This window comes from Kaistia granuli DSM 23481 (assembly GCF_000380505.1).
Taxonomy (GTDB): domain Bacteria; phylum Pseudomonadota; class Alphaproteobacteria; order Rhizobiales; family Kaistiaceae; genus Kaistia; species Kaistia granuli.
On sequence record NZ_AQYH01000001.1, the window covers coordinates 99,167 to 121,637 of the forward strand.

The 22,471-nt window shown below is 65.3% G+C and carries 21 protein-coding genes; 11 read left to right on the forward strand and 10 right to left on the reverse strand.

The features are described from left to right. The first annotated feature begins 102 nt into the window (after nt 1–102). Nucleotides 103–1,038 carry a hypothetical protein gene (locus G342_RS0100425; RefSeq protein ID WP_156830735.1) on the forward strand — a complete coding sequence of 312 codons (936 nt, stop codon included), beginning with the start codon at nt 103–105 and terminating at the stop codon, nt 1,036–1,038. Between the two features lie 106 nt (nt 1,039–1,144). Then, nucleotides 1,145–1,477, forward strand: coding sequence for a YXWGXW repeat-containing protein (locus G342_RS0100430; protein WP_026303972.1), 333 nt, complete (start codon nt 1,145–1,147; stop codon nt 1,475–1,477). A 65-nt stretch (nt 1,478–1,542) separates the two neighbouring features. Here the strand turns inward: G342_RS0100430 and G342_RS0100435 are convergent, their stop codons facing one another. Further along, nucleotides 1,543–3,981 (reverse strand): beta-mannosidase, encoded by a 2,439-nt coding sequence (locus tag G342_RS0100435; protein ID WP_018181122.1) that lies wholly within the window; start codon nt 3,979–3,981, stop codon nt 1,543–1,545. A gap of 206 nt (nt 3,982–4,187) precedes the next feature. On the opposite strand from G342_RS0100435, the gene tal reads away from it, so the two are divergent. Then, nucleotides 4,188–5,159, forward strand: coding sequence for a transaldolase (gene tal / locus G342_RS0100440; protein WP_018181123.1), 972 nt, complete (start codon nt 4,188–4,190; stop codon nt 5,157–5,159). 75 nt (nt 5,160–5,234) lie between these two features. Here the strand turns inward: tal and G342_RS0100445 are convergent, their stop codons facing one another. Then, on the reverse strand, nt 5,235–5,957 hold the full coding sequence (locus G342_RS0100445; protein ID WP_018181124.1) for a GntR family transcriptional regulator: 723 nt from the start codon (nt 5,955–5,957) through the stop codon (nt 5,235–5,237). Nucleotides 5,958–6,205: 248 nt separating this feature from the next. Here G342_RS0100445 and G342_RS0100450 point away from each other — a divergent pair, with 248 nt between their 5' ends. From G342_RS0100450 to G342_RS0100470, 5 genes are all read left to right on the forward strand, one after another. Then, nucleotides 6,206–8,137, forward strand: coding sequence for a glycoside hydrolase family 127 protein (locus G342_RS0100450; RefSeq protein ID WP_018181125.1), 1,932 nt, complete (start codon nt 6,206–6,208; stop codon nt 8,135–8,137). Nucleotides 8,138–8,224: 87 nt separating this feature from the next. Beyond that, complete coding sequence (locus G342_RS0100455; protein ID WP_018181126.1) at nt 8,225–9,157, forward strand: dihydrodipicolinate synthase family protein; 933 nt, start codon at nt 8,225–8,227, stop codon at nt 9,155–9,157. Nucleotides 9,158–9,167: 10 nt separating this feature from the next. Beyond that, entirely contained in the window at nt 9,168–10,412 is a 1,245-nt protein-coding gene (locus G342_RS0100460) for an NAD(P)/FAD-dependent oxidoreductase (RefSeq protein WP_018181127.1), read from the forward strand. Nucleotides 10,413–10,428: 16 nt separating this feature from the next. Beyond that, complete coding sequence (locus G342_RS0100465) at nt 10,429–11,445, forward strand: 4-hydroxyproline epimerase (RefSeq protein WP_018181128.1); 1,017 nt, start codon at nt 10,429–10,431, stop codon at nt 11,443–11,445. A gap of 103 nt (nt 11,446–11,548) precedes the next feature. Next, nucleotides 11,549–12,580, forward strand: coding sequence for an NAD(P)-dependent alcohol dehydrogenase (locus G342_RS0100470; RefSeq protein WP_018181129.1), 1,032 nt, complete (start codon nt 11,549–11,551; stop codon nt 12,578–12,580). A gap of 98 nt (nt 12,581–12,678) precedes the next feature. Here G342_RS0100470 and G342_RS0100475 read toward each other — a convergent pair whose 3' ends face one another. The 8 genes from G342_RS0100475 to G342_RS0100510 form a co-directional block, all read right to left on the reverse strand. Then, entirely contained in the window at nt 12,679–13,047 is a 369-nt protein-coding gene (locus G342_RS0100475; protein WP_018181130.1) for a PRC-barrel domain-containing protein, read from the reverse strand. 84 nt (nt 13,048–13,131) lie between these two features. Then, nucleotides 13,132–13,584, reverse strand: coding sequence for a MaoC family dehydratase (locus tag G342_RS0100480; protein ID WP_018181131.1), 453 nt, complete (start codon nt 13,582–13,584; stop codon nt 13,132–13,134). Between the two features lie 235 nt (nt 13,585–13,819). Next, nucleotides 13,820–14,554, reverse strand: coding sequence for an SDR family oxidoreductase (locus tag G342_RS0100485; RefSeq protein WP_018181132.1), 735 nt, complete (start codon nt 14,552–14,554; stop codon nt 13,820–13,822). 30 nt (nt 14,555–14,584) lie between these two features. Further along, nucleotides 14,585–15,691: a mandelate racemase/muconate lactonizing enzyme family protein gene (locus G342_RS0100490; RefSeq protein WP_018181133.1), complete on the reverse strand. Its 1,107-nt coding sequence runs from the start codon at nt 15,689–15,691 to the stop codon at nt 14,585–14,587. 22 nt (nt 15,692–15,713) lie between these two features. Then, the gene (locus tag G342_RS0100495) at nt 15,714–16,817 is read right to left on the reverse strand and encodes an ABC transporter ATP-binding protein (RefSeq protein ID WP_018181134.1); all 1,104 of its coding nucleotides are present in this window, start codon (nt 16,815–16,817) and stop codon (nt 15,714–15,716) included. A gap of 6 nt (nt 16,818–16,823) precedes the next feature. Next, entirely contained in the window at nt 16,824–17,669 is an 846-nt protein-coding gene (locus G342_RS0100500) for a carbohydrate ABC transporter permease (RefSeq protein WP_018181135.1), read from the reverse strand. Further along, nucleotides 17,670–18,572 carry a carbohydrate ABC transporter permease gene (locus G342_RS0100505; protein WP_018181136.1) on the reverse strand — a complete coding sequence of 301 codons (903 nt, stop codon included), beginning with the start codon at nt 18,570–18,572 and terminating at the stop codon, nt 17,670–17,672. 171 nt (nt 18,573–18,743) lie between these two features. Beyond that, a complete protein-coding gene (locus G342_RS0100510) occupies nt 18,744–20,072 on the reverse strand; it encodes an extracellular solute-binding protein (RefSeq protein WP_026303973.1) in 1,329 nt (442 codons plus the stop codon). A gap of 166 nt (nt 20,073–20,238) precedes the next feature. On the opposite strand from G342_RS0100510, the gene G342_RS0100515 reads away from it, so the two are divergent. The 3 genes from G342_RS0100515 to G342_RS0100525 all read left to right on the forward strand — a co-directional run bounded on the left by G342_RS0100515 (nt 20,239) and on the right by G342_RS0100525 (nt 22,443). Next, the gene (locus G342_RS0100515) at nt 20,239–21,021 is read left to right on the forward strand and encodes an IclR family transcriptional regulator (protein ID WP_018181138.1); all 783 of its coding nucleotides are present in this window, start codon (nt 20,239–20,241) and stop codon (nt 21,019–21,021) included. Between the two features lie 107 nt (nt 21,022–21,128). Continuing rightward, entirely contained in the window at nt 21,129–21,959 is an 831-nt protein-coding gene (locus G342_RS0100520) for an amidohydrolase family protein (RefSeq protein WP_018181139.1), read from the forward strand. A gap of 154 nt (nt 21,960–22,113) precedes the next feature. Beyond that, nucleotides 22,114–22,443 carry an L-rhamnose mutarotase gene (locus G342_RS0100525; protein ID WP_018181140.1) on the forward strand — a complete coding sequence of 110 codons (330 nt, stop codon included), beginning with the start codon at nt 22,114–22,116 and terminating at the stop codon, nt 22,441–22,443. Nucleotides 22,444–22,471 lie beyond the last annotated feature (28 nt).

The following is a 22,471-nucleotide window of genomic DNA, read 5'->3' on the forward strand; positions in this document are numbered from 1 at the left end:
ACCGGGCGCATTGTTGGAAGGGGATGGTGGCATCAACTTCTGTTCGGCGGAAGCCGGTGCCGCTAGACTGACGGCGTCGGGGCCAGGTCTAGGAATAAAAAAGTGCGCAGCGGATCAGTTTTCGGGTCGTCGGCGATTGTCGGCATGGTGGCGGCGGCGGCGATGGCGGCTTCGGCCGGCATGGTCTTCGCGCAGGACGAGTCAGAGGACTCCGCCGCGACGCTCTCGCCCTATCCGACGACCGAATATGCCGAAGGCGCCAGGGAAGCGACCGTCAGCGACGGCGGCATCACCGTCCGGGTGTTCCAGGAACGACGGCCGAAGATCGATCCCGATGATGACGTGCCGGTGTTTCAGGTCAGCGTCGACGGCAAGCTGGTGCTTGAGCATGTCGGCTCCGCCTCCGGCATGTCGATGCCGGGCATGAGCGCCTCGATCGTCGAGATCGACCCGACAAATGACAGTAAGGAAGTTTATCTGAGCAACTATACCGGCGGTGCACATTGCTGCTCGGAGATCGTCGTCGCCGAGAAGACCGCCAAGGGCTGGGTCGCCGTGCCGGTCGGCGCTTTCGACGGCGATGGCGACTATCTGCAGGATCTCGACAATGACGGCGTCGCCGAGATCGTCACCGTCGACAACAAGTTCCTCTACGCCTTCGACTGCTATGCCTGCAGCGCGGCACCGCTGGTGATCCAGACGGTGCGCGACGGCGCGGTCGTCGACTTGACGAAGGAACCGCGCTTCGCCAGCGCGCATCGCGACTGGCTGAAGCAGCTGGAGGAGGGCGCCGATCCCGACCAGCGCTGGAAGTCGCCGGGCTTCCTGGCCGGCTGGGTGGCACAGAGCATTCGCGCTGGCGAGGGCGAGCAGGCGTTCCTGGCACTGCAGAAGCGGTGGGACAGCAAGACGGATGAGGGCGAGGAGGTCTGCCTGACCGGGCCAGATATTGACGCCTGCCGCAAGCAGGACCTGAAAGTTCTGAAGTTCCCCGAACGGCTGAAGCTGTTTCTCGACCAGAATGGTTACACGTTCTGATTTTATTTTATGGCCGAGCGACGGAATCGCGAACGTCGTGCGTTAAAGCCCATGCGGGTGGCATTCGGGTGCGGTTTCGCGTCCACAAGTGATGGGATGGATGACTATGCTTTCTCGACGTTCTCTATTGGCCGGACTTCTGGCCGCGGCCGTTGCGGCGCCGCTCGCGACGATCGCCCCGGGAGAGGCTGAAGCGCAATCGTGGGGAGGCCCCGGGCCTGGCCCCAATCGCCGGCCGCCGCCGCCGCGCCATGAGCGCCGGCCGCCGCCGCGCCGTGGCTATGTCTGGGTGCCCGGTCATTGGGAGTGGCGCCGTGGCCGCTATGTCTGGATGAGCGGCCGCTGGGTGCGCGCGCGTCCGGGCTGGCATCACCGCAATTCGCAGTGGGTCTGGCGCAACGGCCGCTGGGTCTATGTCCCGGGCGGCTGGCACCGCTGAGCAGCTTCCTGATTTCAGGCTCGAACGGCGCGGATTTCCGCGCCGTTTTCTTTTGGCGAGGCGAACTATCGATACGTCGCGCGCAGGTGGTGAATGGTCAGGTCCGCGGTGGTAGGCCGGCGGCCTCCGGCTTCCGCCTTGAACGTGACGCTGCGCGGCTCGCCGGGCAGCAGCAGGAAGCTCGCATCGTCGAAATGGCCGGGAATGCCCTCTGCCTCGGCGCGGACATGGAAGGCGGGAGCATTGGCGGACAGGGTGAAGCGCCCGGGGCCTTCTTCGTCGATGCTGATTTCCGCTGCCGGCAGATCGAATCGCTTCGGCATGTCGGGCAGCACGACGATCTGCCGCTCCGGCGCGGCGACGCCGTCGACTTTGGCGTCGATGACGTAGAAGCGATCCTGCGCCGTCGGCGCCGCGATCGTCATGATCTCGACGGCGCGGTCCGGGGGAACGCTGGTCCTGGCGTGGCGCTCGTCGATCAGCGTGCCGTCGAGCTCGAAGCTGCGCAACCGGGTCTCGATCACCACGGCCTGATGACGGTCGTTGATGGCGCGGACAACTAGCTCGCCGTCGAGGAGCCGGGCGGCCAGCGCCACCGGATCGAAGAAGCGCTTGGCGTGATAGTGCAGCGTCTTCCAGGCGAGCGAGTGGTCGATCGACGACCAGGAGACGGCCGGCCAGACATCGTTCAGCTGCCAGTAGAGCGCGCCCATTGAGTGGGGCTTCAGGCTGCGCCAGTAGCGCACCGCCGTCTCGATCGCGAGGGCCTGCTGCAACTGCGACAGGTAGACGAAGCTCTCGAAGTCGCCCGGCACGCGGAAATAGCGCGCCATGGTGTCGATGATGCGCGAATTGCCGGCACCGTCGCGCTGGTGGAATTCCATCACCGGTGCGGTCGCGTTCCAGTTCTCGCGGCCGCCGGCAAAGGCGCGGATGCCGGTCATGGACGGGAAGGACTGGAAGCCGAACTCGGAACAGAAGCGCGGCTTCACCGTGTAGTAGTGTTCGAAATTCTTGTTCGAGTGCCAGACGTCCCAGAAGTGCAGGTCGCCCGAGCGGTCGTCGTGCCAGGCGTCGCCATAGTCCATGTCGCCGTTGCACGGGCTGGACGGCCAGAAACGGCGATCGGGATCGGTGTCCTGCACGGCCTTGTCGATGACGCGGTTGAAGCGGTCATAGTTGACGAGGTAGCGGTCGCGATTGTTGCGCGAGATCTCGAACCAGTTGAGCGAGCCGATCACCTCGTTGTCGCCGCACCAGAGCGCGATCGAAGGCCGGCTGGAGAGCCGCTTGATCTGGTAGCGCAGCTCCGCGTCGATCTCGGCCAGGAAATCGGGCGTCGAGGGGTATTGCGAGCAGGAGAACATCATGTCCTGCCAGACCAGCAGGCCGAGCCGGTCGCAGGCGTCGTAGAAGGCGTCGAACTCGTAGAAGCCGCCGCCCCAGACGCGGATCATGTTCATGTTGGCCTCGACGGCGGCGGAAAGCAGCGCGTCGATCCGTTCGGCGGTGATGGCTGAGGGCAGTGCGTCGGCCGGGATCCAGTTGGCGCCCTTGGCGAAGATGTCGACACCGTTGACGCGGAAGAACATCGAGGCGCCGACTTCGTCCTTTTCCGTCACCACCTCCAGCGTCCGAAAGCCGATCCGGCGGCGGACGCTGTCACCAGGAATACCGACGACAGCCTCATAGAGTGGCTGTTCGCCATGGCCTGCCGGCCACCAGAGCTCGGGCTTGCCGATATCGAGCGCCAGCTCCGCCTTGCCGCCATGCTCGGCCGAGACCTTGACGGTCTGTCGGATGGTTTCGCCGGCGAGCTCGAAGGTGACGGGAACCGTGACGTCGGCCTGCGTCAGAAGCTCGATCTCGGCGATCGCCGTCACCGTGCCGTCGGCATGGTGACGCTGGCGGATCTGCACCGCCTCGATTCGCGCCGCGTCATAGAGATGCAGGATCGGCTCGGCATAGATGCCGGCGACCATCAGGCAGGGACCCCAATCCCAGCCGCCATGGCATTGCGGCTTGCGGATCATGTTCAGGTCGGGAACGCGGTTGTTGGAGACGCTCCAGGGAATCGGAAAGGGCTGTTTCTTCGCCCGCGCGATCGCCTCGGCCCCGGCGGGTGAGAAGCGGATGCGGATTTCGTTGCTGCCGGGCCTCAGCGCGTCGGTGACGTCGATGCGATGGCGCAGGAAGCAGCTTCCGAGCGTCGCCACGGCGGCGCCGTTGAGAAAGACCTCGGCGAAGGTATCGACGAATTCCAGCTCCAGCACGGCCCAGCGATCGGCGAGATCGGAGCCTGCGACCTCGAAGTCGCGGCGGATCTCCCAGCTCGTCTCGCCGACCCATTGCAGGTCCGCTTCGTTCATGCCGGCATAGGGGCTTTCGATCCGGCCGAGCGCGACGAGGGCCGAATGCACGTCGCCGGGAACCTCTGATGGTCCCAGCGCATCTATGTCACCGTTGGAGAGCATCCAGGAACCGGCGAGCGAGAGTTTCGACATCAAGGCAGATCCTTAGCGCAGGCGATCAGGGTTGCGGAGCGTCACGGCTATCGGCCGCGATTGCAACGGCTGACTTTGTGGCAACCGCGATCGGGCTCTGATTTCGAGTTACGAACATAAATTCGAGCTTCCATTTGTCGGCCGGGATGCTCATATGCCAGGTACAAACGTGCGAATGCGCGGCAGTCAGATTGGAGGAGTGTCCGATGACCTCGAAACTTGATCAGCTCAAAGCCATGACCGTTGTCGTTGCCGACACCGGCGATCTCGAGGCCATCAAGACCTATCGTCCGGTCGATTGCACGACCAACCCGTCTCTGGTGCTCAAGGCGGCCGAGCTGCCCGCCTACCAGGACGTCATCGAAAGCGCCATCGCCTGGGGCCGCAAGCAGGGCGGCACGCAGGACGCGGTCGCGGCGCATGTCGCCGATCGTCTCGCCGTCGCTTTCGGCGCCGAGATGTCGAAGCTCGTCCCCGGCCGCATCTCGACCGAAGTTGACGCCGATCTCTCTTTCGACGTGGAAGCGTCCGTGAAGCGGGCGCGCGACATCATCGCCGAATACGATGCTCTCGGCGTTCCGCGTGAAAAAATCCTCGTCAAGCTGGCCTCGACCTGGGAGGGTATCCGCGCTGCGGCGATCCTCCAGAAGGAAGGCATCGACTGCAATCTGACGCTGCTGTTCTCGCTCGCCCAGGCCGCTGCCTGCGCCGAGGCCGGCGTGTTCCTGATCTCGCCCTTCGTCGGTCGTATCCTCGACTGGCACGTCAAGGCTTCGGGCAAGACGTTCGAGCCGGAAGAGGATCCGGGCGTCCTCTCGGTCCGCCAGATCTACAGCTACTACAAGCAGCGCGGTATCGAGACCGTCGTCATGGGCGCGTCGTTCCGCTCGACCGGCGAAATCGAGGCTCTGGCCGGCTGTGACCGCCTGACCATCGCGCCGGCGCTGCTTGAGAAGCTCGCCGCCGACAACGGCACGCTGGTGCGCAAGCTCGACCCGGCCAATACCGGCGAGAAGATCGCGACGGTCGCGTCGGACGAGAAGAGCTTCCGCTGGGCGATGAACGAGGACCAGATGGCGACCGAGAAGCTCTCGGAAGGCATCCGCCTGTTCGCCAAGGACCTGCGCGCGCTCCGCGCCCTGATCGCCAAGCGCCTCGAGGCCGGCGTCCCGGCCTGATCGAACGCAGTCTGAAGACAAAGGCCGGTCGCCCGATGGGTGGCCGGCCTTTTTTGTTTGTGGGGGTTCGGCCCCCTAAAGCCCGATCTCGGCCCCGGCCGTCGGTGCCAGGAAGGTCTGGATCTGCCGGACGATCTGGGCGGCGTGGTCGCGGCCGAGCGATTCCGCCCGGTCGCGGTCGCGCGTCTCGATGGCGGCGATCAGCGCCTCGTGCTCGTCGACGAATTCCTGCGGCAGGTGGTCCTCATAGGTGAGGTAGTAGAGCCGGAGCAGGCGCGTGCCCTCGTTGAGCAGGCGGGCGAACAGGTCGGTGTAGTAGCGATTTCCGCCAGCCTCGGCGATGGCGAGGTGGAAGGCGCGGTTGGTCTCGATCATGCCGATGGCGTCGGAACCGGCGACGGCGGCGACGAAATCGCGCTGGCACTGCCGAAGCGTATCGAGATCGGCATCGTCGCGCCGCTCCGCCGCCAGCCGCGCCGTCACCCGGTACATCAGCATCAGCGCGTCGAGATAGTCCGGCAGCCCGGCATAGTCGATGATCGACACGATCGTGTTGCGGTTGGGCAGCGTCGTCGCCAGCCCCTCGGCGACCAGCTTGACCAGCGCCTCGCGCACCGGCGTCCGCGACAGCCCGAAGCGGGCGGACAATCCCACCTCGTCGAGCGGGTCGCCCGGGGCGATCGCCATGTCGAGGATGTCCCGCTTCAGCGCGTCATAGACTGTCGACACGCCGAAGCCGCGCCGACGCGCCGTTTCGCCTGCCGGATCGCCCGGCTGTCGCTTTCCGTCCTTCGCCACGATCCGCCCCTTTGTCTCGCAAGGTCCGAGCCTTATAGGGCTCGCCGGCTTCGGCTGTCGACGGTCGCGTTGCGACCAGCAGCGGCCCGACGCGCACCCCGATCCCAGCGCACGCGATTTTCTGCGTGCAGTATGTCGACAAATCGTCCAGATTGCATCCGGATCCATTGAGAAAAGCTTTTCTCAGGCTGAATGGTCTCGCCGGATGTGGGTTGGGACCGTCGCGCCGGGGCGAGGCTGCGAGGGAAATGACCGAGATGCCTGCCGACAAGAGCGCCTTCCGCCGCCTGAAGCCGGTCCCGCACACCAGCGTCGTCTTTGGCGACGGCTTCTGGGCCGAGCGCACCCGCATCAACCGCGAGGTGACCATTCCGACCCAGTTCCAGCGGCTGGAGGAGGAGGGCTTCATCGAGGTGCTCGACGTCGACCAGCCGCCGAAGCCGCTGGTCCGGCCGATCAACGAATACGGCCTCTCCATGCAGATGTTCTTCGATTCCGATTTCGGCAAATGGATCGAGGCGGCGAGCTACAGCCTCGCCACTCATCCCGATGCGGCGATCGAGGCGAAGATCGATTTTCTGGTCGAGAAGCTCGACCATGCCCAGCTCGCCGACGGCTATTTGAACACCTGGTTCATCCGCCGCGATCTCGACAAGCGCTGGACCAATCTGCGCGACTGGCACGAGATGTACTCGATGGGGCATCTCGTCGAGGGCGCCGTCGCCTATTTCCAGGCGACGGGCAAGCGCCGCTTCCTCGACGTGATGATCCGCTGCGTCGACCATATCGCCAGCCGCTTCGGCCGCGAGCCGGGCAAGCTGCGCGGCTACGACGCGCATGAGGAGATCGAGCTGGCGCTGGTGAAGCTTTTTCGCGCCACCGGGGAGCGCCGTTTCCTTGATCTCGCCCGCTATTTCGTCGACGAGCGCGGGACGCAGGATCCGCATTTCTTCGACGAGGAGGCCAAGGCCCATCCGGGCGGCAAGCCGTTCAATTTCGGCACCTACGAATACAGCCAGTCGCACAAGCCGGTGCGCGAGCAGGACGAGGTCGTCGGCCACGCCGTCCGCGCCATGTATCTCTACAGCGCCATGGCCGATCTCGCCGCCGAGAACGGCGACGCGGCGCTGAAGGCGGCGCTCGACAAGCTCTGGAAGCACCTGACCAGCCGCCAGCTCTATGTCACCGGCGGCATGGGACCGGCAGTCGAGAACGAGGGGTTTACGCGGTCGTTCGACCTGCCGAACGAGACGGCCTATGCCGAGACCTGCGCCGCCGTCTCGCTGGTGTTCTGGGCGCATCGCATGGCCGAGATCGATCTCGACGGCCGCTATGCCGACCACATGGAGCTGGCGCTCCACAATGGCGCGCTCTCCGGCGTCTCGCTGGCTGGCGACCGCTATTTCTACGAGAATCCACTTGAGAGCCACGGCCAGCACCGGCGTTGGCTCTGGCACTATTGTCCGTGCTGCCCGACCAATCTCGCGCGCCTCGTCGCCTCGCTCGGTGGCTATGTCGCGAGCCATGACGATGCGAATGTCGCGATCCATCTCTATGCGGCGTCGACGATCGATCTGGAGGTCGCGGGCAGGGCGCTGCGGCTGACCCAGCAGACCGCCTATCCCTGGGACGGCGATATCCGCATTCAGGTCGAGGCTGCCGAGCCCGTGCCGGCGACGCTCTGGCTGCGCATTCCTGGCTGGTGCCGCGGCGCGACGATCACCGTCAATGGGGCGCCGGTTGATGTCGCCCGGCTGACCCGCAAGGGCTATTGCGGCATCGAGCGCGACTGGGCCGCCGGCGACGAGATCCGCCTGGCGTTCGCCATGCCGGTCGAGCGGCTCCGCGCCCATCCCGATGTCGGCATGGATGCCGACCGCGTCGCGCTGCGGCGCGGCCCGGTGATCTATTGCGTCGAAGAGGCGGATAATGCGGCGCCGCCGCAGCGCCTTCGGCTGCTGCCCGAGGCGGCGACGGCGCAGTTCGAGCCCGAGCTTCTTGGCGGCGTGGTGACGCTCGCCGTCCCCGGCACGATCGACCAGACGGCCGACTGGAGCGAGACGCTCTACCGGCCCGAGCCGACCGCGACCGTCGCCGGGACGATCACCGCCATTCCCTATTTCGCCTGGGCCAATCGGGAGCCCGGCGCCATGCTGGTCTGGCTGCGCGACGGCCGTTGACGTCCGCGTCAGCTTCGCTTGCGCTGCTGTCACGTTGAATGTATACAGATTGTACACATTAACACTGCGACCCGATGCGAGGATGCGATGGCGAACCCGAAGGTGAACTGGAGCGGCGTTTTCCCCGCCGTTACGACGCAGTTGCGCGCCGACTATTCGGTCGATCTCGAGGCGACCGCCAAGGTCATCGAGGCGTTGATCCGCGACGGTATCTCCGGCCTCGTCATGTGCGGCACGGTCGGTGAGAATCCGGCCCTGACGCGCGCCGAAAAGATCTCGCTGCTGGAAATGGCGACGGCGACAGCGAAGGGGCGGGTGCCGGTCATCTCGGGCGTCGCCGAATATACCAGCGCCTTCGGCTCGGATTATGCGCGCGACGCGGCGCGGGCCGGCATTGACGGGCTGATGGTGATGCCGGCGATGGTCTATCCGGCCAAGCCGCGCGAGACGCGCGATCATTTCGCGACGATCGCCAAGGCGACCGATCTGCCGATCATGATCTACAACAATCCGCCCTCCTACCGGACCGACGTGACCCCGGCCATGCTGGCGGAGCTGGCCGAGTTCGAGACGATCGTCGCCTTCAAGGACTCGTCCGGCGACACGCGCCGCATCGTCGACGTCCGCAACATGACGGGCGATCGCTTCATTCCCTTCTGCGGCCTCGACGACGTCGTGCTCGAATGCGTCATGCTCGGCGCCGTCGGCTGGGTCTCCGGCATGTCCAACATCTTCCCGCGCGAAGGGGAGACCTTGTTCCGCCTGGCCAAGGCCGGCCGCTACGAGGAAGCGATGGCGATCTACGACTGGTACATGCCGCTCCTGCATCTCGACGCCCGCACCGATCTCGTCCAGGCGATCAAGCTGTGCGAGAAGATCGCGGGTCGTGGTACGGATCTCTGCCGTCCGCCGCGCCTCGGGCTCGATGCGGCCGAGACGGCCGAGATCGAGGCGATCATGAAGAAGGCTCTGGCGACGCGCCCGAACCTTCCGGATGTGGGGTTGCCGCTGGCAGCCTGAGGGAGAACGCATGCGTGTCGGCATCATCGGAGCCGGAATCGTTGGTGTCGCGACCGCGCATGCGTTGCTCGACGAAGGGCATGAGGTCGACCTGATCGACCGCGAGGGGATCGCGGCGGGCACGTCGGCCGGCAATGCCGGCTGGATCGCCCATCTCGACATCCTCCCGCTCGCCTCGCCGAAGGTCTGGCGCAACCTGCCGCGCTGGGCCTTCGATCCGCTCGGGCCGCTGGCGATCCGCCCGGCCTATCTGCCGGCCCTGCTGCCCTGGCTCGCCCGTTTCGTCGCGGCGAGCCAGCCCTCCCGCATCGAAGCCTCGATCCGGGCGATCGCGACGCTGAACGGACGCGCGCTGGCGGCCTGGGAAACGAGGCTCGCCTCGCTCGGCCTCGGTAACCATCTCCGCGACAGGGGCCTGCTCTCCGTCTGGGCGGACGAACGCGCCTTTCGCGCCGCCGGAGAGCTGATCGAGCGCCAGCGGGCGCTGGGTATTCCGGTCGAGACGCTCGATGCGCGCTCGCTCAGGGCACTCGAGCCGGCGCTTGGTCCGCGCGCCGTCGCCGGGGCGCTCTATCCCTCGGGCCGGCATGTCTCCGATCCGCTCCAATTCACCCGCGCGCTCGGCGAAGCGGCGCTGCAGCGCGGCGCCCATCTGCGCAAATTCGAGATCATCGGCGTCAGCGGTCGCGGCGGCGAGATCGCCATCCGCACCAGCTTCGACACGTTGGCGCTCTATGACCGCGTTGTCATTGCCACTGGCGCCTGGTCGAAGCCGCTGGCGGCGGCGCTTGGCGACGCGATCCCGCTCGATACCGAGCGCGGCTACAACGTCACCCTGCCGTCCGGCCGGCTCGGCCTGACCCGCCCCGTCATGTTCGAAGGCGAGGGCTTCGTCACCACGCCGCTCGACAGCGGCGACCGCGTCGGCGGCAGCGTCGAATTCGCCGGCCTCGAGGCGGCGCCGAATTTCAAGCGGGTCGACGCCATTCTCGGCCGGTTGCGGCGCTTCCTGCCGGAGGCCGACCTGACCGGTGGCGACCGCTGGATGGGGTTCCGCCCGTCGATCCCGGATTCCCTGCCGGTGATCGGGACGGCGAGCGGCGATCCGCGTGTCGTCTATGCCTTCGGCCACGCCCATCACGGCCTGACCCAGGCCGCAGCGACGGCAGAGCTGGTTGCGGCGCTCATCGCCGATCGACGGCCGCCGATCGATCTCGCCCCCTATTCTCCGCAACGTTTTGGCAAGAAGCACTGAGCAAGAGGCACGGAACATGGCGCGGCATACCTTCGTCTGCATCGACGGCCACACCTGCGGCAATCCGGTCCGCGTCGTCACCGGCGGTTCGATCCCGGTGCTGAAGGGCGCCACCATGTTCGACAAGCGCCAGCATTTCCTGGCGGAGTTCGACTGGATCCGCAAATCGCTCTGCTTCGAGCCACGCGGCCACGACATGATGTCGGGCTCGATCCTCTATCCGCCGTCGAGCGACGACTACGACGTGGCGATCCTGTTCATCGAGACCTCGGGCTGTCTGCCGATGTGTGGCCATGGCACGATCGGTACGGTGACGACGATCATCGAGCACGGTCTCGTCACGCCGAAGACGCCCGGCCTGCTGCGGCTGGAGACGCCGGCCGGCCTGGTCGAGGCGCGCTATGTCCAGAACGGGCCCTATGTCGACAGCGTGACGTTGACCAACGTGCCCTCCTTCCTGCTCGGGCGCGGCTACGAGGTCGTGGTCGACGGCATCGGCGCGCTCACCGTCGACGTCGCCTATGGCGGCAATTTCTATGCGATCGTCGAGCCGCAGCCGAACTATGCGGATCTCTCGAATTTGGAGCCGTCCGACATCGTCCGCCTGTCGCCAAAACTGCGCGCCGCCTTCAATGCGCGTCATGCCATCGTACATCCGGAAAACCCGGCGCTGGACAAGCTCACCCATGTGCTGTGGACCGGCAGGCCGAAGAACGCCGGCTCCTCGGCGCGCAACGCCGTCTTCTACGGCGACAAGGCGATCGATCGCTCGCCCTGCGGCACCGGCACCTCGGCCCGCGTCGCCCAACTCCATGCGACGGGCCGCCTCAAGGAGGGCGAGGCCTTCGTGCATGAGAGCATCATCGGCTCGACCTTCACCGGCCGCGTCGCCCGCACCACCACGGTCGGCCGGCTGCCGGCCATCGTCCCGACCATCGAGGGCTGGGCCCGCGTCACCGGCTACAACACCATTTTCGTCGACGATCGCGACCCGTTCTGGGCCGGATTTCAGGTCGTGGACGGGGAAGGGTAGGGCCAGCTTGCAAAGAAGTGTGAGGTCGGCGGCGTCGGACTCGTAGCGTGAGGGGCGCCCCTCGGCTAGAACGGCAGTCCCGACGCCAATCTGGATTGCTGCCATGCGCGCCCTCGTCCTCGAAGAAAAGCTGAAGCTCTCGCTCCGTGACATCGATCTGCCGCTGGAGGTGGGCCCGCGCGACGTCCGCATCGCCATCCACACGGTCGGCGTCTGCGGCTCGGACGTGCACTACTACACGCATGGCGCCATCGGCCCGTTCATCGTCAAGGAGCCCATGGTGCTCGGCCACGAGGCCGCCGGCACGGTCGTCGAGATCGGTTCCGAGGTGAAGTCCCTGAAGGTCGGCGACCGCGTCTGCATGGAGCCGGGCATCCCGGACCTGACCTCGAAGGCCTCGAAGCTCGGCATCTACAATGTCGATCCGAGCGTCACCTTCTGGGCAACGCCGCCGGTCCATGGCTGCCTGACGCCGGAAGTCGTCTTCCCGGAATCCTTCACCTACAAGCTGCCCGATAATGTCTCGTTCGCCGAAGGGGCCATGGTCGAGCCCTTCGCCATCGGCATGCAGGCGGCGACCAAGGCGAAGATCGTGCCCGGCGATACGGCGCTGGTCATCGGCGCCGGCCCGATCGGCATCATGGTGGCGCTGGCAGCGCTCGCGGGTGGCTGCAGCCGCGTCTACATTTCCGATCTCGTCAACGAGAAGCTTGCCATCGCCGGCCGCTATGACGGCGTCATTCCCGTCAATGTCCGCGAGACCGACCTGAAGGCGAAGATTGCCACGGAGACGGAGAACTGGGGTGTCGACATCGTCTTCGAGGCCTCGGGCAGCCCGCGTGCCTATGACGGCATCTTCAACTTTGTCCGCCCCGGCGGCACGATCGTCTTCGTCGGCCTGCCGGTCGAGCCGATCGCCCTCGACATCGTCTCGGCCTCGGCCAAGGAGGTGAAGATGGAGACGGTGTTCCGCTATGCCAACGTCTTCGATCGCGCGCTCGCCCTGATCGCCTCTGGCAAGGTCGACCTGAAGCCGCTGATCACAGGCGTCTATGATTTCGAGGATTCGATCGCCGCTTTCGAGCGCGCCGCTTCCGCCAACCCGAACGACGTCAAGCTGCAGATCACGCTCTGATCGTCCTGCTTTGTTTCTCCCACGGGGGAGCGCTACCGAAATGACAAAAGGCCCCGGATTGCTCCGGGGCCTTTCTCGTGAACGGCCGCTATGCCGGATCACATCATCCAGTAGGGCGGCATGCCGTAATAGTCGTGCACGCGCTTCTCGTAGTCGCGGTCGCCCCAGGCCGGCTCGTCGCCCTCGTCATAGGCGGGGCCGCCCTCGAGCTGCTCCTTGGTCAGGCCGACGACATAGCCACCCTGGGCGGTGTCGTACTTCAAGGTGTTCCACGGCAGCGGATGGTATTTCTCGCCCATGCCCAGGAAGCCGCCGAAGGACATGATCGCATAAGCGACCCTTCCGGTCTGCTTGTCGATCATTATGTCATGAATATCGCCGAGGCGATCGCCCGCAGTATTGTAAACTGCGGTTCCATCAACCTTGGTGGCGCCGATCAGCGAGTTGGAAACGTGCGTATGTTCCATCGTCTTCCTCCATGATGTCGAACTCATGCAAGGTCAACGTCGAAGCTGGAGCTTGGTTCCGCGCTGTGCGCGTCCGGTTGCGGCTCAGGCGGTCGCCGGTTTCCTGGCGACCAGGTAGATGTGCTCGCAGGCCAGAACCGTCTCGCCAGTCTGCTTCGTCACCGTCACCAGTTCGGAAACAATGCCGTGGGTTGCTCGCTTCGGGTGATCGCGCTTGTCGACGATCTTCGCCTCGACCGTGATGGTGTCGTTGATGAAGACGGGCTTCACGAACCGCACCTTGTCGTAGCCATAGGACATGGCGTGCGGGTTGATCGTCGTCGCCGTCATGCCGACCGCGACCGAGAGGATCAGCGTGCCATGGGCGACGCGCTGCTTGAAGTCCTGCGTCGCGCACCATTCGGCGTCCATGTGGTGCGGGAAGAAGTCGCCGGTCTGGCCGGCATGGATGACGATGTCGGCCTCCGTGATCGTGCGGCCCATGGTGTGGCGGCTGAAGCCGATCTCGTAGTCTTCGAAGAACTGCTCGACGATCATGGGTCTGGTCCTTGGCAGCCGGTCGCAACGTGGGCGCCGGAAATTGCTGCGTCATCCCGGGGCGAAGGCCCGGGATCCCTTCAGCCGAAGCGGGAACGGATAGGGCCTCGGCTGGTGGATCCCCGCTGTCGCGGGGGTGACGGCGGGGGCAGGGATATCCGCCTCCGCCGGTCGAAGAATCCTCGCCCGCAGCAGCAGCGATCGGCTAGGTGCGGGAGAGGGCAGGGTAAGTGTCTTAGTTGACCCAGCCGCCGTCGATGATGTGCATCTGGCCGGTCGTGTAGGTCGCGGTCGCCAGGTAGATGGCGAGGTCGGCGATCTCGCTCGGCTGGCCGATGCGGCCGATCGGCTGGCGGGCGATGAAGGCCTTGCGGGCAGCCTCATAGTCGCCCTGGTCGCGCAGGCGCTGCTGCAGCGACGGGCTCTCGACCGTGCCGGGGCAGATGCCATTGCAGCGGATGCCCTTGGTGACGTAGTCGGCCGCGATCGACTTGGTGAGGCCGACGGTCGCCGCCTTGGTCACGGCATAGGCGAAGCGGTTCGGCACGCCCTTGATCGAGCCGGCGACGGAGCAGACGTTGACAATCGAGCCGTCCTTCTGCGCCAGCATGCCCGGAAGCGCTGCCGAGATCGTGCGCCACATCGACTTGACGTTCAAATCGTAGGCGAAGTCGAGATCGGCTTCTGTGGCCTCTTCCAGCGTGCCGGCATGGACGATGCCGGCGCAGTTGAACAGCACGTCGATGGTGCCGATCTCGGCGATCAGCGCCTTGACGTCGTCGTTCGACAGCACGTTCAGCTTGCGTGTGGTGATGTTCGGGACGCCATCGAGTTCGGCCAGCACCGTCTCGTTGATGTCGGTCGCCCAGACGATGGCGCCTTCAGCCGCGGCCTGTTCGGCGACCGCACGTCCGATACCCTGTGCCGCTGCCGTGACCAGCGCGACCTTGCCTGCGAGCTTGCCGCCCATTGTCGTCAGTCCCTTCAGTTCGTCGTCAAATCATGTGGTCAGGAAATTCGAGCCCTCGACCGTCTGGCGGCCGATGGCGTCGAAGTCCCACGCGATGCCGAGTCCGGCCTCGGCGCTGGGAATGGCATATCCGTCCGCGATCGTCATGCCCTTTGTCGTCAGGCTGTCCAATTGCGGGATGTATTCGACCCAGCGCGCATTCGGCACGGCGGCGCAGAGCGCGACATGCAGTTCCATCAGGAAATGCGGGCAGACGACGACGTTGAAGGTCTCGGCCAGGTGCGCGACCTTGAGCCAGGGCGTGATGCCGCCGATGCGGGCGACGTCGACCTGGACGATCGAGCAGGCGCGGCGCTGCAGGTAGTCTCGGAAATGCAGGCTCGAATAGAGGCTCTCGCCGACCGCGATCGGGATCGAGGTCGATTCGCAGAGCCGGATGTGGCCGTCGACATCATCGGCGGTCAGCGGCTCCTCGAGCCAGCCGATATCGGCCGCCTCATAGTGGCGCGCGCGGCGGATCGCCTCGTCGACCGAGAAGGCCTGGTTGGCGTCGGTGAACAGCTCGAAACCGGGGCCAACGGCGTCGCGCACAGCGGTCAAGCGGGCGACGTCCTCGTGGATCGGCCGGCCGACCTTCATCTTGGCGCCGCCGAAGCCGTTCTCCTTGGCCCGCAGCGTATCCTCGATGATCGATTCGACCGGCAGATGCAGCCAGCCGCCTTCGGTGGTGTAGAGGCGGATCTTCTCCTGCGCGCCGCCGGCCAGGATGTGGACCGGCAGGTCGGCCTTGCGCGCCTTCAGATCCCAGAGCGCCGTGTCGATGGCGGCGAGCGCCAGCGAGGTGATGGCGCCGACCGAGGTCGCATGCGTCATGAACAGGAGGTCGCGCCAGATCTGCTCGATCATGCCGGCCTCGCGGCCGATCAGGGCCGGCGCCAGCGTCTTCTCGATCAGCGACATGATCGCCGGACCGCCGGTGCCGATCGTGTAGCTGTAGCCGGTGCCGACGACGCCGTCGGAATCGGTGATGCGGATGATCGGCGTTTCCTGGCTGACGAAGGACTGGATCGCGTCGACCCGCTTCACCTTCGGCTTCAGGTCGACCATCAGGCCTTCGACACGTACGATCTTTGCCATTTTCTCCCCCGGGGCTCTCTTTTTAGACCAGCACGCTCTTGCCCGATGCCTTGTCGAAGACATGCAGGCGCGAGAGGTCGAGATTGAAGGTCAGCTGCTCGCCCGGCTTGACGAAGCGCGGGTTGAGCATCTTGCCCTGAACTTCCTTGCCGCCGAGCTCGGTGTAAAGCAAGGTTTCGGTGCCAAGCGGCTCCGGCAGGATCACCGTGCGTTCGATCGTCGCCACTTCATTGTCGCCATAGAGGCCATAGCCGACCGGCGAGAACGCCTCGGCGCGGAAGCCGATGGTGATGGCCTGGCCGTCGGTGACCTTCTCCGCCGCCGGAGCAGGGAGCGCGAGCGTCACGCCGTCAGTGAGCCTGGCGACCTTGCGGCCGGCCTCGGTCGCCACCGTCGCGTCGAGCAGGTTCATCGGCGGCGAGCCGATGAAGGAGGCCACGAAGGTGTTCTTCGGCTGCTCGAACACCTCGGCCGGCGTGCCGACCTGCTCGATATGGCCGTCCTTCATGATGACGATGCGGTCGGCGAGTGTCATCGCCTCGACCTGGTCGTGCGTCACGTAGACGATTGTCGTCTTCACCTTCTGGTGCAGCTTCTTGATCTCGACGCGCATCTGGCCGCGCAGCTTGGCGTCGAGGTTGGAGAGCGGCTCGTCGAACAGGAAGACGTCCGGGTGACGCACGATGGCGCGGCCCATGGCGACGCGCTGGCGCTGGCCGCCGGAGAGTTCGCCCGGCGTGCGGGCGAGCAGCGGCGTCAGGCCGAGGATCTCGGCCGCCTCGGCGACGCGCTTCTCGATGGTCGCCTCGTCCTGCTTGGCGATCTTCAAGGAGAAACCGAGGTTCTCCTTGACCGTCATGTGGGGGTAGAGCGCGTAGTTCTGGAACACCATCGAGATGTTGCGGGCGCGCGGCGGCAGGTCGTTGACCACCCGGTCGCCGATCGAGATGGTGCCGCCGGTGATGTCCTCGAGACCGGCGATCATGCGCAGCGTCGTCGACTTGCCGCAGCCGGACGGGCCGACCAGCACGACGAATTCATTATGCGCGATCGTCAAATCGATGCCGTGGACGACGCCGACATTGCCGTAGCTCTTGACGAGCTTTTCGAGTCTGACCTCTGCCATATCGAATTATCCTTTGACGCCGCCGAAGGTGAGACCGGCGATCAGATGTTTCTGCACGATGAAGGTCAGGATGAGCGCCGGCACGATGATGATCACGGCCATGGCGCACATGCCGGTCCAGTCGACCGTGAACTGTGCGGTGAAATCCATCAGCCCGACCGGCAGCGTCTTCGACGCCGTGGTCCGGGTGAGCTGGGAGGCGAGGGCGAATTCGTTCCACGAGGTGAGGAAGGCGAAGATGCCGGCGGAGGCGATGCCGGACTTCGCGAGCGGGAACTCGATCTTCCAGAACGCCTGCCAGCGCGTGCAGCCGTCGACCTGCGCCGCTTCCGAGAGCGACAGCGGGATCTGCCGGAAGAAGCCGTCGATCAGCCAGATCGTGAACGGGATGTTGAGCGCCAGATAGACCAGGATGACGCCGAAATCAGTGTCGATCAGCCCGACGCGGCTCCAGATCATGAAGACCGGCAGCGACAGCGAGATGCCCGGCACGGTGCGCGACAGCATCAGCCAGAGGAAGGCGACGTTCTTGCCCTTGAAGCGGTAGCGGGCGAAGGCATAGCCGCCCATCATGCCGATCAGCACCGCCAGAACCGTGCTCGTCACCGAGATGATGACCGAGTTCAGGAAGTAGCGGGCGACCGGGATGCCCTGCTGGCTCTCGGACATGCCGAGGATGGCGCGGAAATTGTCGAGCGTCCAGCGTTCGGGGATCCAGACCGGGGGACGGGCCATCACCTCGACATTGTCGCGGAAGGCCGTCATCACGATCCAGAGGCCCGGAATGCAGATGATCGCCATGACGATGAAGACGGCGAAGCGGATGAGCCAGCGTTGCCAGGAGCGTTCCATTTAAGCGACTCCGCCCATGGTGCGTCGCGCGGCGGCGAGCTTCCGGAAGAAATAGACGGTGAAATAGACCGACAGCAGGATCGAGGCGTAGGACATGGCGTTGGCCATGCCCATGCGGGCGTCCTGGTAGCCGGTGCGGGCGATCAGCGTCCACAGCAGTTCGGTGCGTCCCGCCGGGCCGCCATTGGTCATGATCTTGACCATGTCATAGGCGCGCGCGACGTCGAGCGAGCGGATCGCCATGGCGATGTAGACGAAGGGCATCAGGTAGGGCAGCGTGATGTGGCGGAACACCTGCCACGGATTGCAGCCGTCGACCTTGGCCGCCTCGATCGGATCGCGCGGCATGGCCATCAGGCCCGCCAGCAGCAGGATCGCGAAGATCGGCGTCGACATCCAGACCTCTGCCATCAGGATGGCGAGGTTGGCGGTGACCGGATTGACGAGCCAGGGAATGGTGACATCCGACCAGCCGAGCGACTGGATGGCGTTGTTCACCAGGCCGACATTGTCGTTGAAGATGTACTTGAACTGGAAACCGACGAGGATCGGCGAGAACATCATCGGGAACATCATGATCGTGCGGATGACGCGCTGGCCGGCGGTCAGCTTGTCGATCAGGAGCGCGATGCAGAGGCCGAGAACCAGTTCCAGATTGAGCGCGACCGTCAGGAAGACCAAGGTGCGGCCGAAGGCCCACCAGAAGTCGACGTCGGAAAGCAGGCGCTGGTAGTTGCGCAGGCCGACCCACTGCCAGAGCGAGTCCGGCTTGACCAGGCGATAGCCGGTGAAGCTCGTATAGAGCGAGAAGAGGAGCGGCACCGCCACCACCAGCGCGATGATGACGAAGGCCGGCATCAGGAGCAGGATCGGAGGCGAAAGCCGGCTTCGGAAGAAACGCATGAAGGGATTCCGTGAGCCGTTGATTGGCTGGGACAGCGAGGGCTATCCGTCTCCCCTCCCGATGGCGGAAGAGGGCTGGGCGAGGGCATCCGGCATCGATGGCGCGAGACCCTCACCCGATCCTCACCCGCGAACGGGTGAGGACATTGCTTGTCGCGGGAGGCGCGGGTCCTACTGGAGGACGCCGGCGTCCTCCATGATCTGCGTCGCCTTCTTGGCGGCGGTGTCGAGGGCTTCCTTCGCCGTCTTCTGGCCGACGATGGCGGCCTGCAGCTCGGGCCAGATCACGTTCGACACTTCGATCCACTGCGGAACGAGCGGCGGCGTGCGGGCGTCGGCGAGCGACTGGCCCCAGACCGCGAACATCTCGGCCATGTACGGCGTGTCGCTCTTCTTGAATTCCTCGACGACGTCGGTGAAGGCCTTGGTGCGGGTCGGCAGATTGCCGGCGCGGGCTTCCATCATGGCGGAGTCGTAGTCGGTCAGGAAGTTGACGAGGCTGGCGGCGGCCTCCTTGTTGTCACAGGCTTCGGTGACGGAGAAGGAGTGGGAGCCGGACCAGCCGCCGCGCTTGCCGGCGGTGCCGAGCGGCGACAGGGCGAAACCGACCTTGCCGGCGACCTTGGACTTGGCCGGGTCGTTGTAGAAAGCTGCGAAGCCCGGCCAGTCGAGGTCGACCGCCAGCGTGCCGGCGGCAAACGCCTGGCCGATGTCGTCCCAGGTATAGTTCACCGTGCCGGCCGGAACGGCCTTGGCGTTGTAGATGTCGATGAACCACTGCAGGGCGTCGATGCCGGCCTGCGAGTTGAAGATCGGGTTCCAGTTCTCGTCGAACATGTCGCCGCCATTGGCGCGCACGATTTCCATGAACCGGCCGGTCATGCCCTCGTCCTTGCCGGCAAAAGCGGTGCCGTACAGGTTCGGCGGGCTGGCGAAGAAGATGACCTGCTGCTTCAGCTCGTCATAGGTGGTCGGCGGAGCGAGCTCGGTGCCGAACTTCTCCTTGTACTTCGCCTTGTTGTCGGCGTTCTCGTACAGGTCCTTGAGGTAGTACAGGTTCGACACGTCGGTGACGCGCGGCAGCTGCACGAGACGGCCGTCGACCATCGAGGCGGCGAGCGTGCCGGGGACGAATTCGTCCAGCGTCGCCTGAGGGATCAGCGTCTTCAGGTCGACATAAAGGTCGCCGTATTGCGGCGCGAAGCTGGTGTGGTTGGAGCCGACGCACCAGGTGATCGTGCCGGACGCGATGTCCTGCTTGATCTCGCGGTCTAGCTCGAAATGGTTCTTGGACGAGACGATCTCGACCTTGGCGCCCGTCGCCTTCTCCCATTCGGGAATGCGCGTGTAGAGCTTCTCGTACTGGGTGCCGCCGACGAGCTTCACCTTCAGGGTGTAGCCGGGGAACGAACCCCAGTTGGCAGCGTCTTCAGCCGAGGCGACAGCGGTCAGCGCGCCAAGGGCCGCGCACGAAAAAAGAGCGGCCTGGATGCCGCGCACAAAATTCATGTGTCTGATTCCTCCCAGAGAGCGCCCGAACCGCACTGATTCAAGGACGCCACATTCTCCACCACTGAATGGAGTATTCGTATATAAGCTAAATTGACTGGATCGAGTCAATGTCTAACTTGTCACAGCCCGGAGGTGGGCCGGGGGGAGCCACTGCATGACTGATGACGCCAATGACCGGTACCGGGCGCCCGCCCTCGACAAGGGGCTGGACATTCTCGAGCTGCTCGCCGCCACCGACGAGAGCATGACCCAGGCGGAGATCGCCAAGGCGCTCAATCGTTCGCCGAACGAGATTTACCGCATGCTCGACCGTCTGGTACGGCGCAGCTATGTCGCCCGCGTGCATGGCGATCGCTATGAGCTGACGCTCCGGCTGTTCGCGCTGGCGCATCAACATGCCCCCGTCCGCCGGCTCGTCAGCCAGGCGCTGCCGGTGATGCGGCAGTTCTCGCGCGATTCGGAGCAGGCCTGCCATCTCGCCGTCTACGACCGCGGCCGGATCGTCGTCGTCGCCCAGATGGATGCGCCAAGTTATTGGAGTTATTCGATTCGTGTCGGCGCGCGGGTCAGTCTGTACAACACTGGTTCGGGCCATGTGCTGCTCGCCTTCGCGACGCCGGAAGAGCGCGTGATGATGGAGGCCGAACGCGAGGAGCAAGACGAGGACAAGTCGCGTCCCGACAATCTCGACGAGCGCCTCATCCAGATCCGTCGGCGTGGCTATGAATCGACGCCGAGCGCGCAGTCGCAATCGGTCTACAATCTGTCGGTGCCGGTGCTGGGCGCCAACGATACGGCGCTGGCCGCGTTGACCTGTCCGTTCCTGCCCCGGATCGACCGGCCGAACGTCCCCGATCTGCAGGAGGCGCTGGCGATCCTGATCGCCGCCAGCCGCGACCTGTCGCATGTCGTGGGGCGCGGCGGCGCCGAGGATTGAGCGACCAGGCGAGGCAAGTCGACGCTTGCCAGTCCCCGTACACTGTGAATGATGCGCTCGCATATGAATGAGCCGGACGGCGATCCGGTCCGAGGGAGAGAGATGCCATGCGGATGATCGATACCCACTTGCACCTGGTCTATCAGGAGCGGTTCTCCTATCCATGGCTCGGCGGCGCACCGGCGCTCAACCGCAATTTCACCCTCGATGACTACCTTCCGCAGGCGAGGGCCGCCGGCATCACCGACATGATCCACATGGAGGTCGATGTCGCCGAGAAGGATATCGAGGCCGAGACCGAATTCGTCACTGGCCTCGGCCGGGGCGTCATCGGCGCCATCGCCGCCTGCCGGCCGGAGAGCGCCGAGTTTGCCGGCCAGCTCGAGCGTCTCGCCGCCAACCCGAAGGTGAAGGGCCTGCGCCGCATCCTGCACCAGTCGTCGGACGAGCTCGGCCAGCGGCCGATCTTCGCCGAGAACATCAAGCGGCTCGCGGCGCACAAGCTGAATTTCGACTTCTGCGTGCTGCCGCACCAGATCCCTATCGCCCTTGCGATCGCCAAGGCGGCGCCGGACGTGCAGTTCGTGGTCGACCATTGCGGCGTGCCGAACGTCAAGGACAAGGCCTTCGAGCCCTGGCGCGCCAACATGTCGGCGATCGCCGAATTGCCGAACGTCGCCGCCAAGGTGTCGGGCGTCATCGCCTATGGCGATCCCGTCAACTGGACGGTCGACGATCTCCGCCCCTTCGTCGAGCACACGATCGGCGCCTTCGGCTGGGACCGCGTCGTCTGGGGCTCGGACTGGCCGGTCTGCACGCTGACGGCCGATCTCGGCCGCTGGGTCGCGGCGACGCACGAGATCATCCGGGGTGCCAGCGACGACGAGAAGGCGAAGCTGCTGCACCGCAACGCCGAGCGGATCTACCGGCTGGATTGATTTCCAGTACTGGGTCGTCATCCCGGGCGAAGCGGACACCCGGGATCCATGCAGCCGCTTGCCGCCGGATGCTGAACGGATCCCCACCTTCGTTGGGATGACGGCAAGAAAACCGCGGCAAGAGCCTTACAGAAATCGAACGGGAGCAAATGTCATGCAGCGCATGGGATCGGTCATCGGGCTGAAGCCGGCCGACATCGCCGAATACAAGCGCCTGCACGCGGCCGTCTGGCCCGGCGTGCTGGCCAAGATCGCCGACTGCAACATTCGGAACTACTCGATCTTCCTGAAGGAGCCGGAAAACCTCCTCTTCGCCTATTTCGAATATCACGGCACCGATTTCGCCGCCGACAGCGCCAAGATGGCGGCGGATCCGACGACGCAGGACTGGTGGAAGGTCTGCGGGCCGATGCAGGAGCCGCTGGAAAGCCGCAAGGAAGGCGAGTGGTGGGCCGAGATGGAAGAAGTCTTCCACACCGACTGAGGCTGCGCCGTCACGTTCCATCCGCACA

What these genes read in the sequence shown, in the direction of transcription:
- G342_RS0100485 (WP_018181132.1), bottom strand. Translation starts at nt 14,554, where the DNA reads ATGGGCGGCAAGCTCGCAGGCAAGGTCGCGCTGGTCACGGCAGCGGCA.
- G342_RS0100460 (WP_018181127.1), top strand. Translation starts at nt 9,168, where the DNA reads ATGCGTGTCGGCATCATCGGAGCCGGAATCGTTGGTGTCGCGACCGCG.
- G342_RS0100430 (WP_026303972.1), top strand. Translation starts at nt 1,145, where the DNA reads ATGCTTTCTCGACGTTCTCTATTGGCCGGACTTCTGGCCGCGGCCGTT.
- G342_RS0100435 (WP_018181122.1), bottom strand. Translation starts at nt 3,981, where the DNA reads ATGTCGAAACTCTCGCTCGCCGGTTCCTGGATGCTCTCCAACGGTGAC.
- G342_RS0100490 (WP_018181133.1), bottom strand. Translation starts at nt 15,691, where the DNA reads ATGGCAAAGATCGTACGTGTCGAAGGCCTGATGGTCGACCTGAAGCCG.
- G342_RS0100470 (WP_018181129.1), top strand. Translation starts at nt 11,549, where the DNA reads ATGCGCGCCCTCGTCCTCGAAGAAAAGCTGAAGCTCTCGCTCCGTGAC.
- G342_RS0100480 (WP_018181131.1), bottom strand. Translation starts at nt 13,584, where the DNA reads ATGATCGTCGAGCAGTTCTTCGAAGACTACGAGATCGGCTTCAGCCGC.
- tal (WP_018181123.1), top strand. Translation starts at nt 4,188, where the DNA reads ATGACCTCGAAACTTGATCAGCTCAAAGCCATGACCGTTGTCGTTGCC.
- G342_RS0100475 (WP_018181130.1), bottom strand. Translation starts at nt 13,047, where the DNA reads ATGGAACATACGCACGTTTCCAACTCGCTGATCGGCGCCACCAAGGTT.
- G342_RS0100495 (WP_018181134.1), bottom strand. Translation starts at nt 16,817, where the DNA reads ATGGCAGAGGTCAGACTCGAAAAGCTCGTCAAGAGCTACGGCAATGTC.
- G342_RS0100525 (WP_018181140.1), top strand. Translation starts at nt 22,114, where the DNA reads ATGCAGCGCATGGGATCGGTCATCGGGCTGAAGCCGGCCGACATCGCC.
- G342_RS0100520 (WP_018181139.1), top strand. Translation starts at nt 21,129, where the DNA reads ATGCGGATGATCGATACCCACTTGCACCTGGTCTATCAGGAGCGGTTC.
- G342_RS0100455 (WP_018181126.1), top strand. Translation starts at nt 8,225, where the DNA reads ATGGCGAACCCGAAGGTGAACTGGAGCGGCGTTTTCCCCGCCGTTACG.
- G342_RS0100450 (WP_018181125.1), top strand. Translation starts at nt 6,206, where the DNA reads ATGACCGAGATGCCTGCCGACAAGAGCGCCTTCCGCCGCCTGAAGCCG.
- G342_RS0100465 (WP_018181128.1), top strand. Translation starts at nt 10,429, where the DNA reads ATGGCGCGGCATACCTTCGTCTGCATCGACGGCCACACCTGCGGCAAT.
- G342_RS0100500 (WP_018181135.1), bottom strand. Translation starts at nt 17,669, where the DNA reads ATGGAACGCTCCTGGCAACGCTGGCTCATCCGCTTCGCCGTCTTCATC.
- G342_RS0100505 (WP_018181136.1), bottom strand. Translation starts at nt 18,572, where the DNA reads ATGCGTTTCTTCCGAAGCCGGCTTTCGCCTCCGATCCTGCTCCTGATG.
- G342_RS0100515 (WP_018181138.1), top strand. Translation starts at nt 20,239, where the DNA reads ATGACTGATGACGCCAATGACCGGTACCGGGCGCCCGCCCTCGACAAG.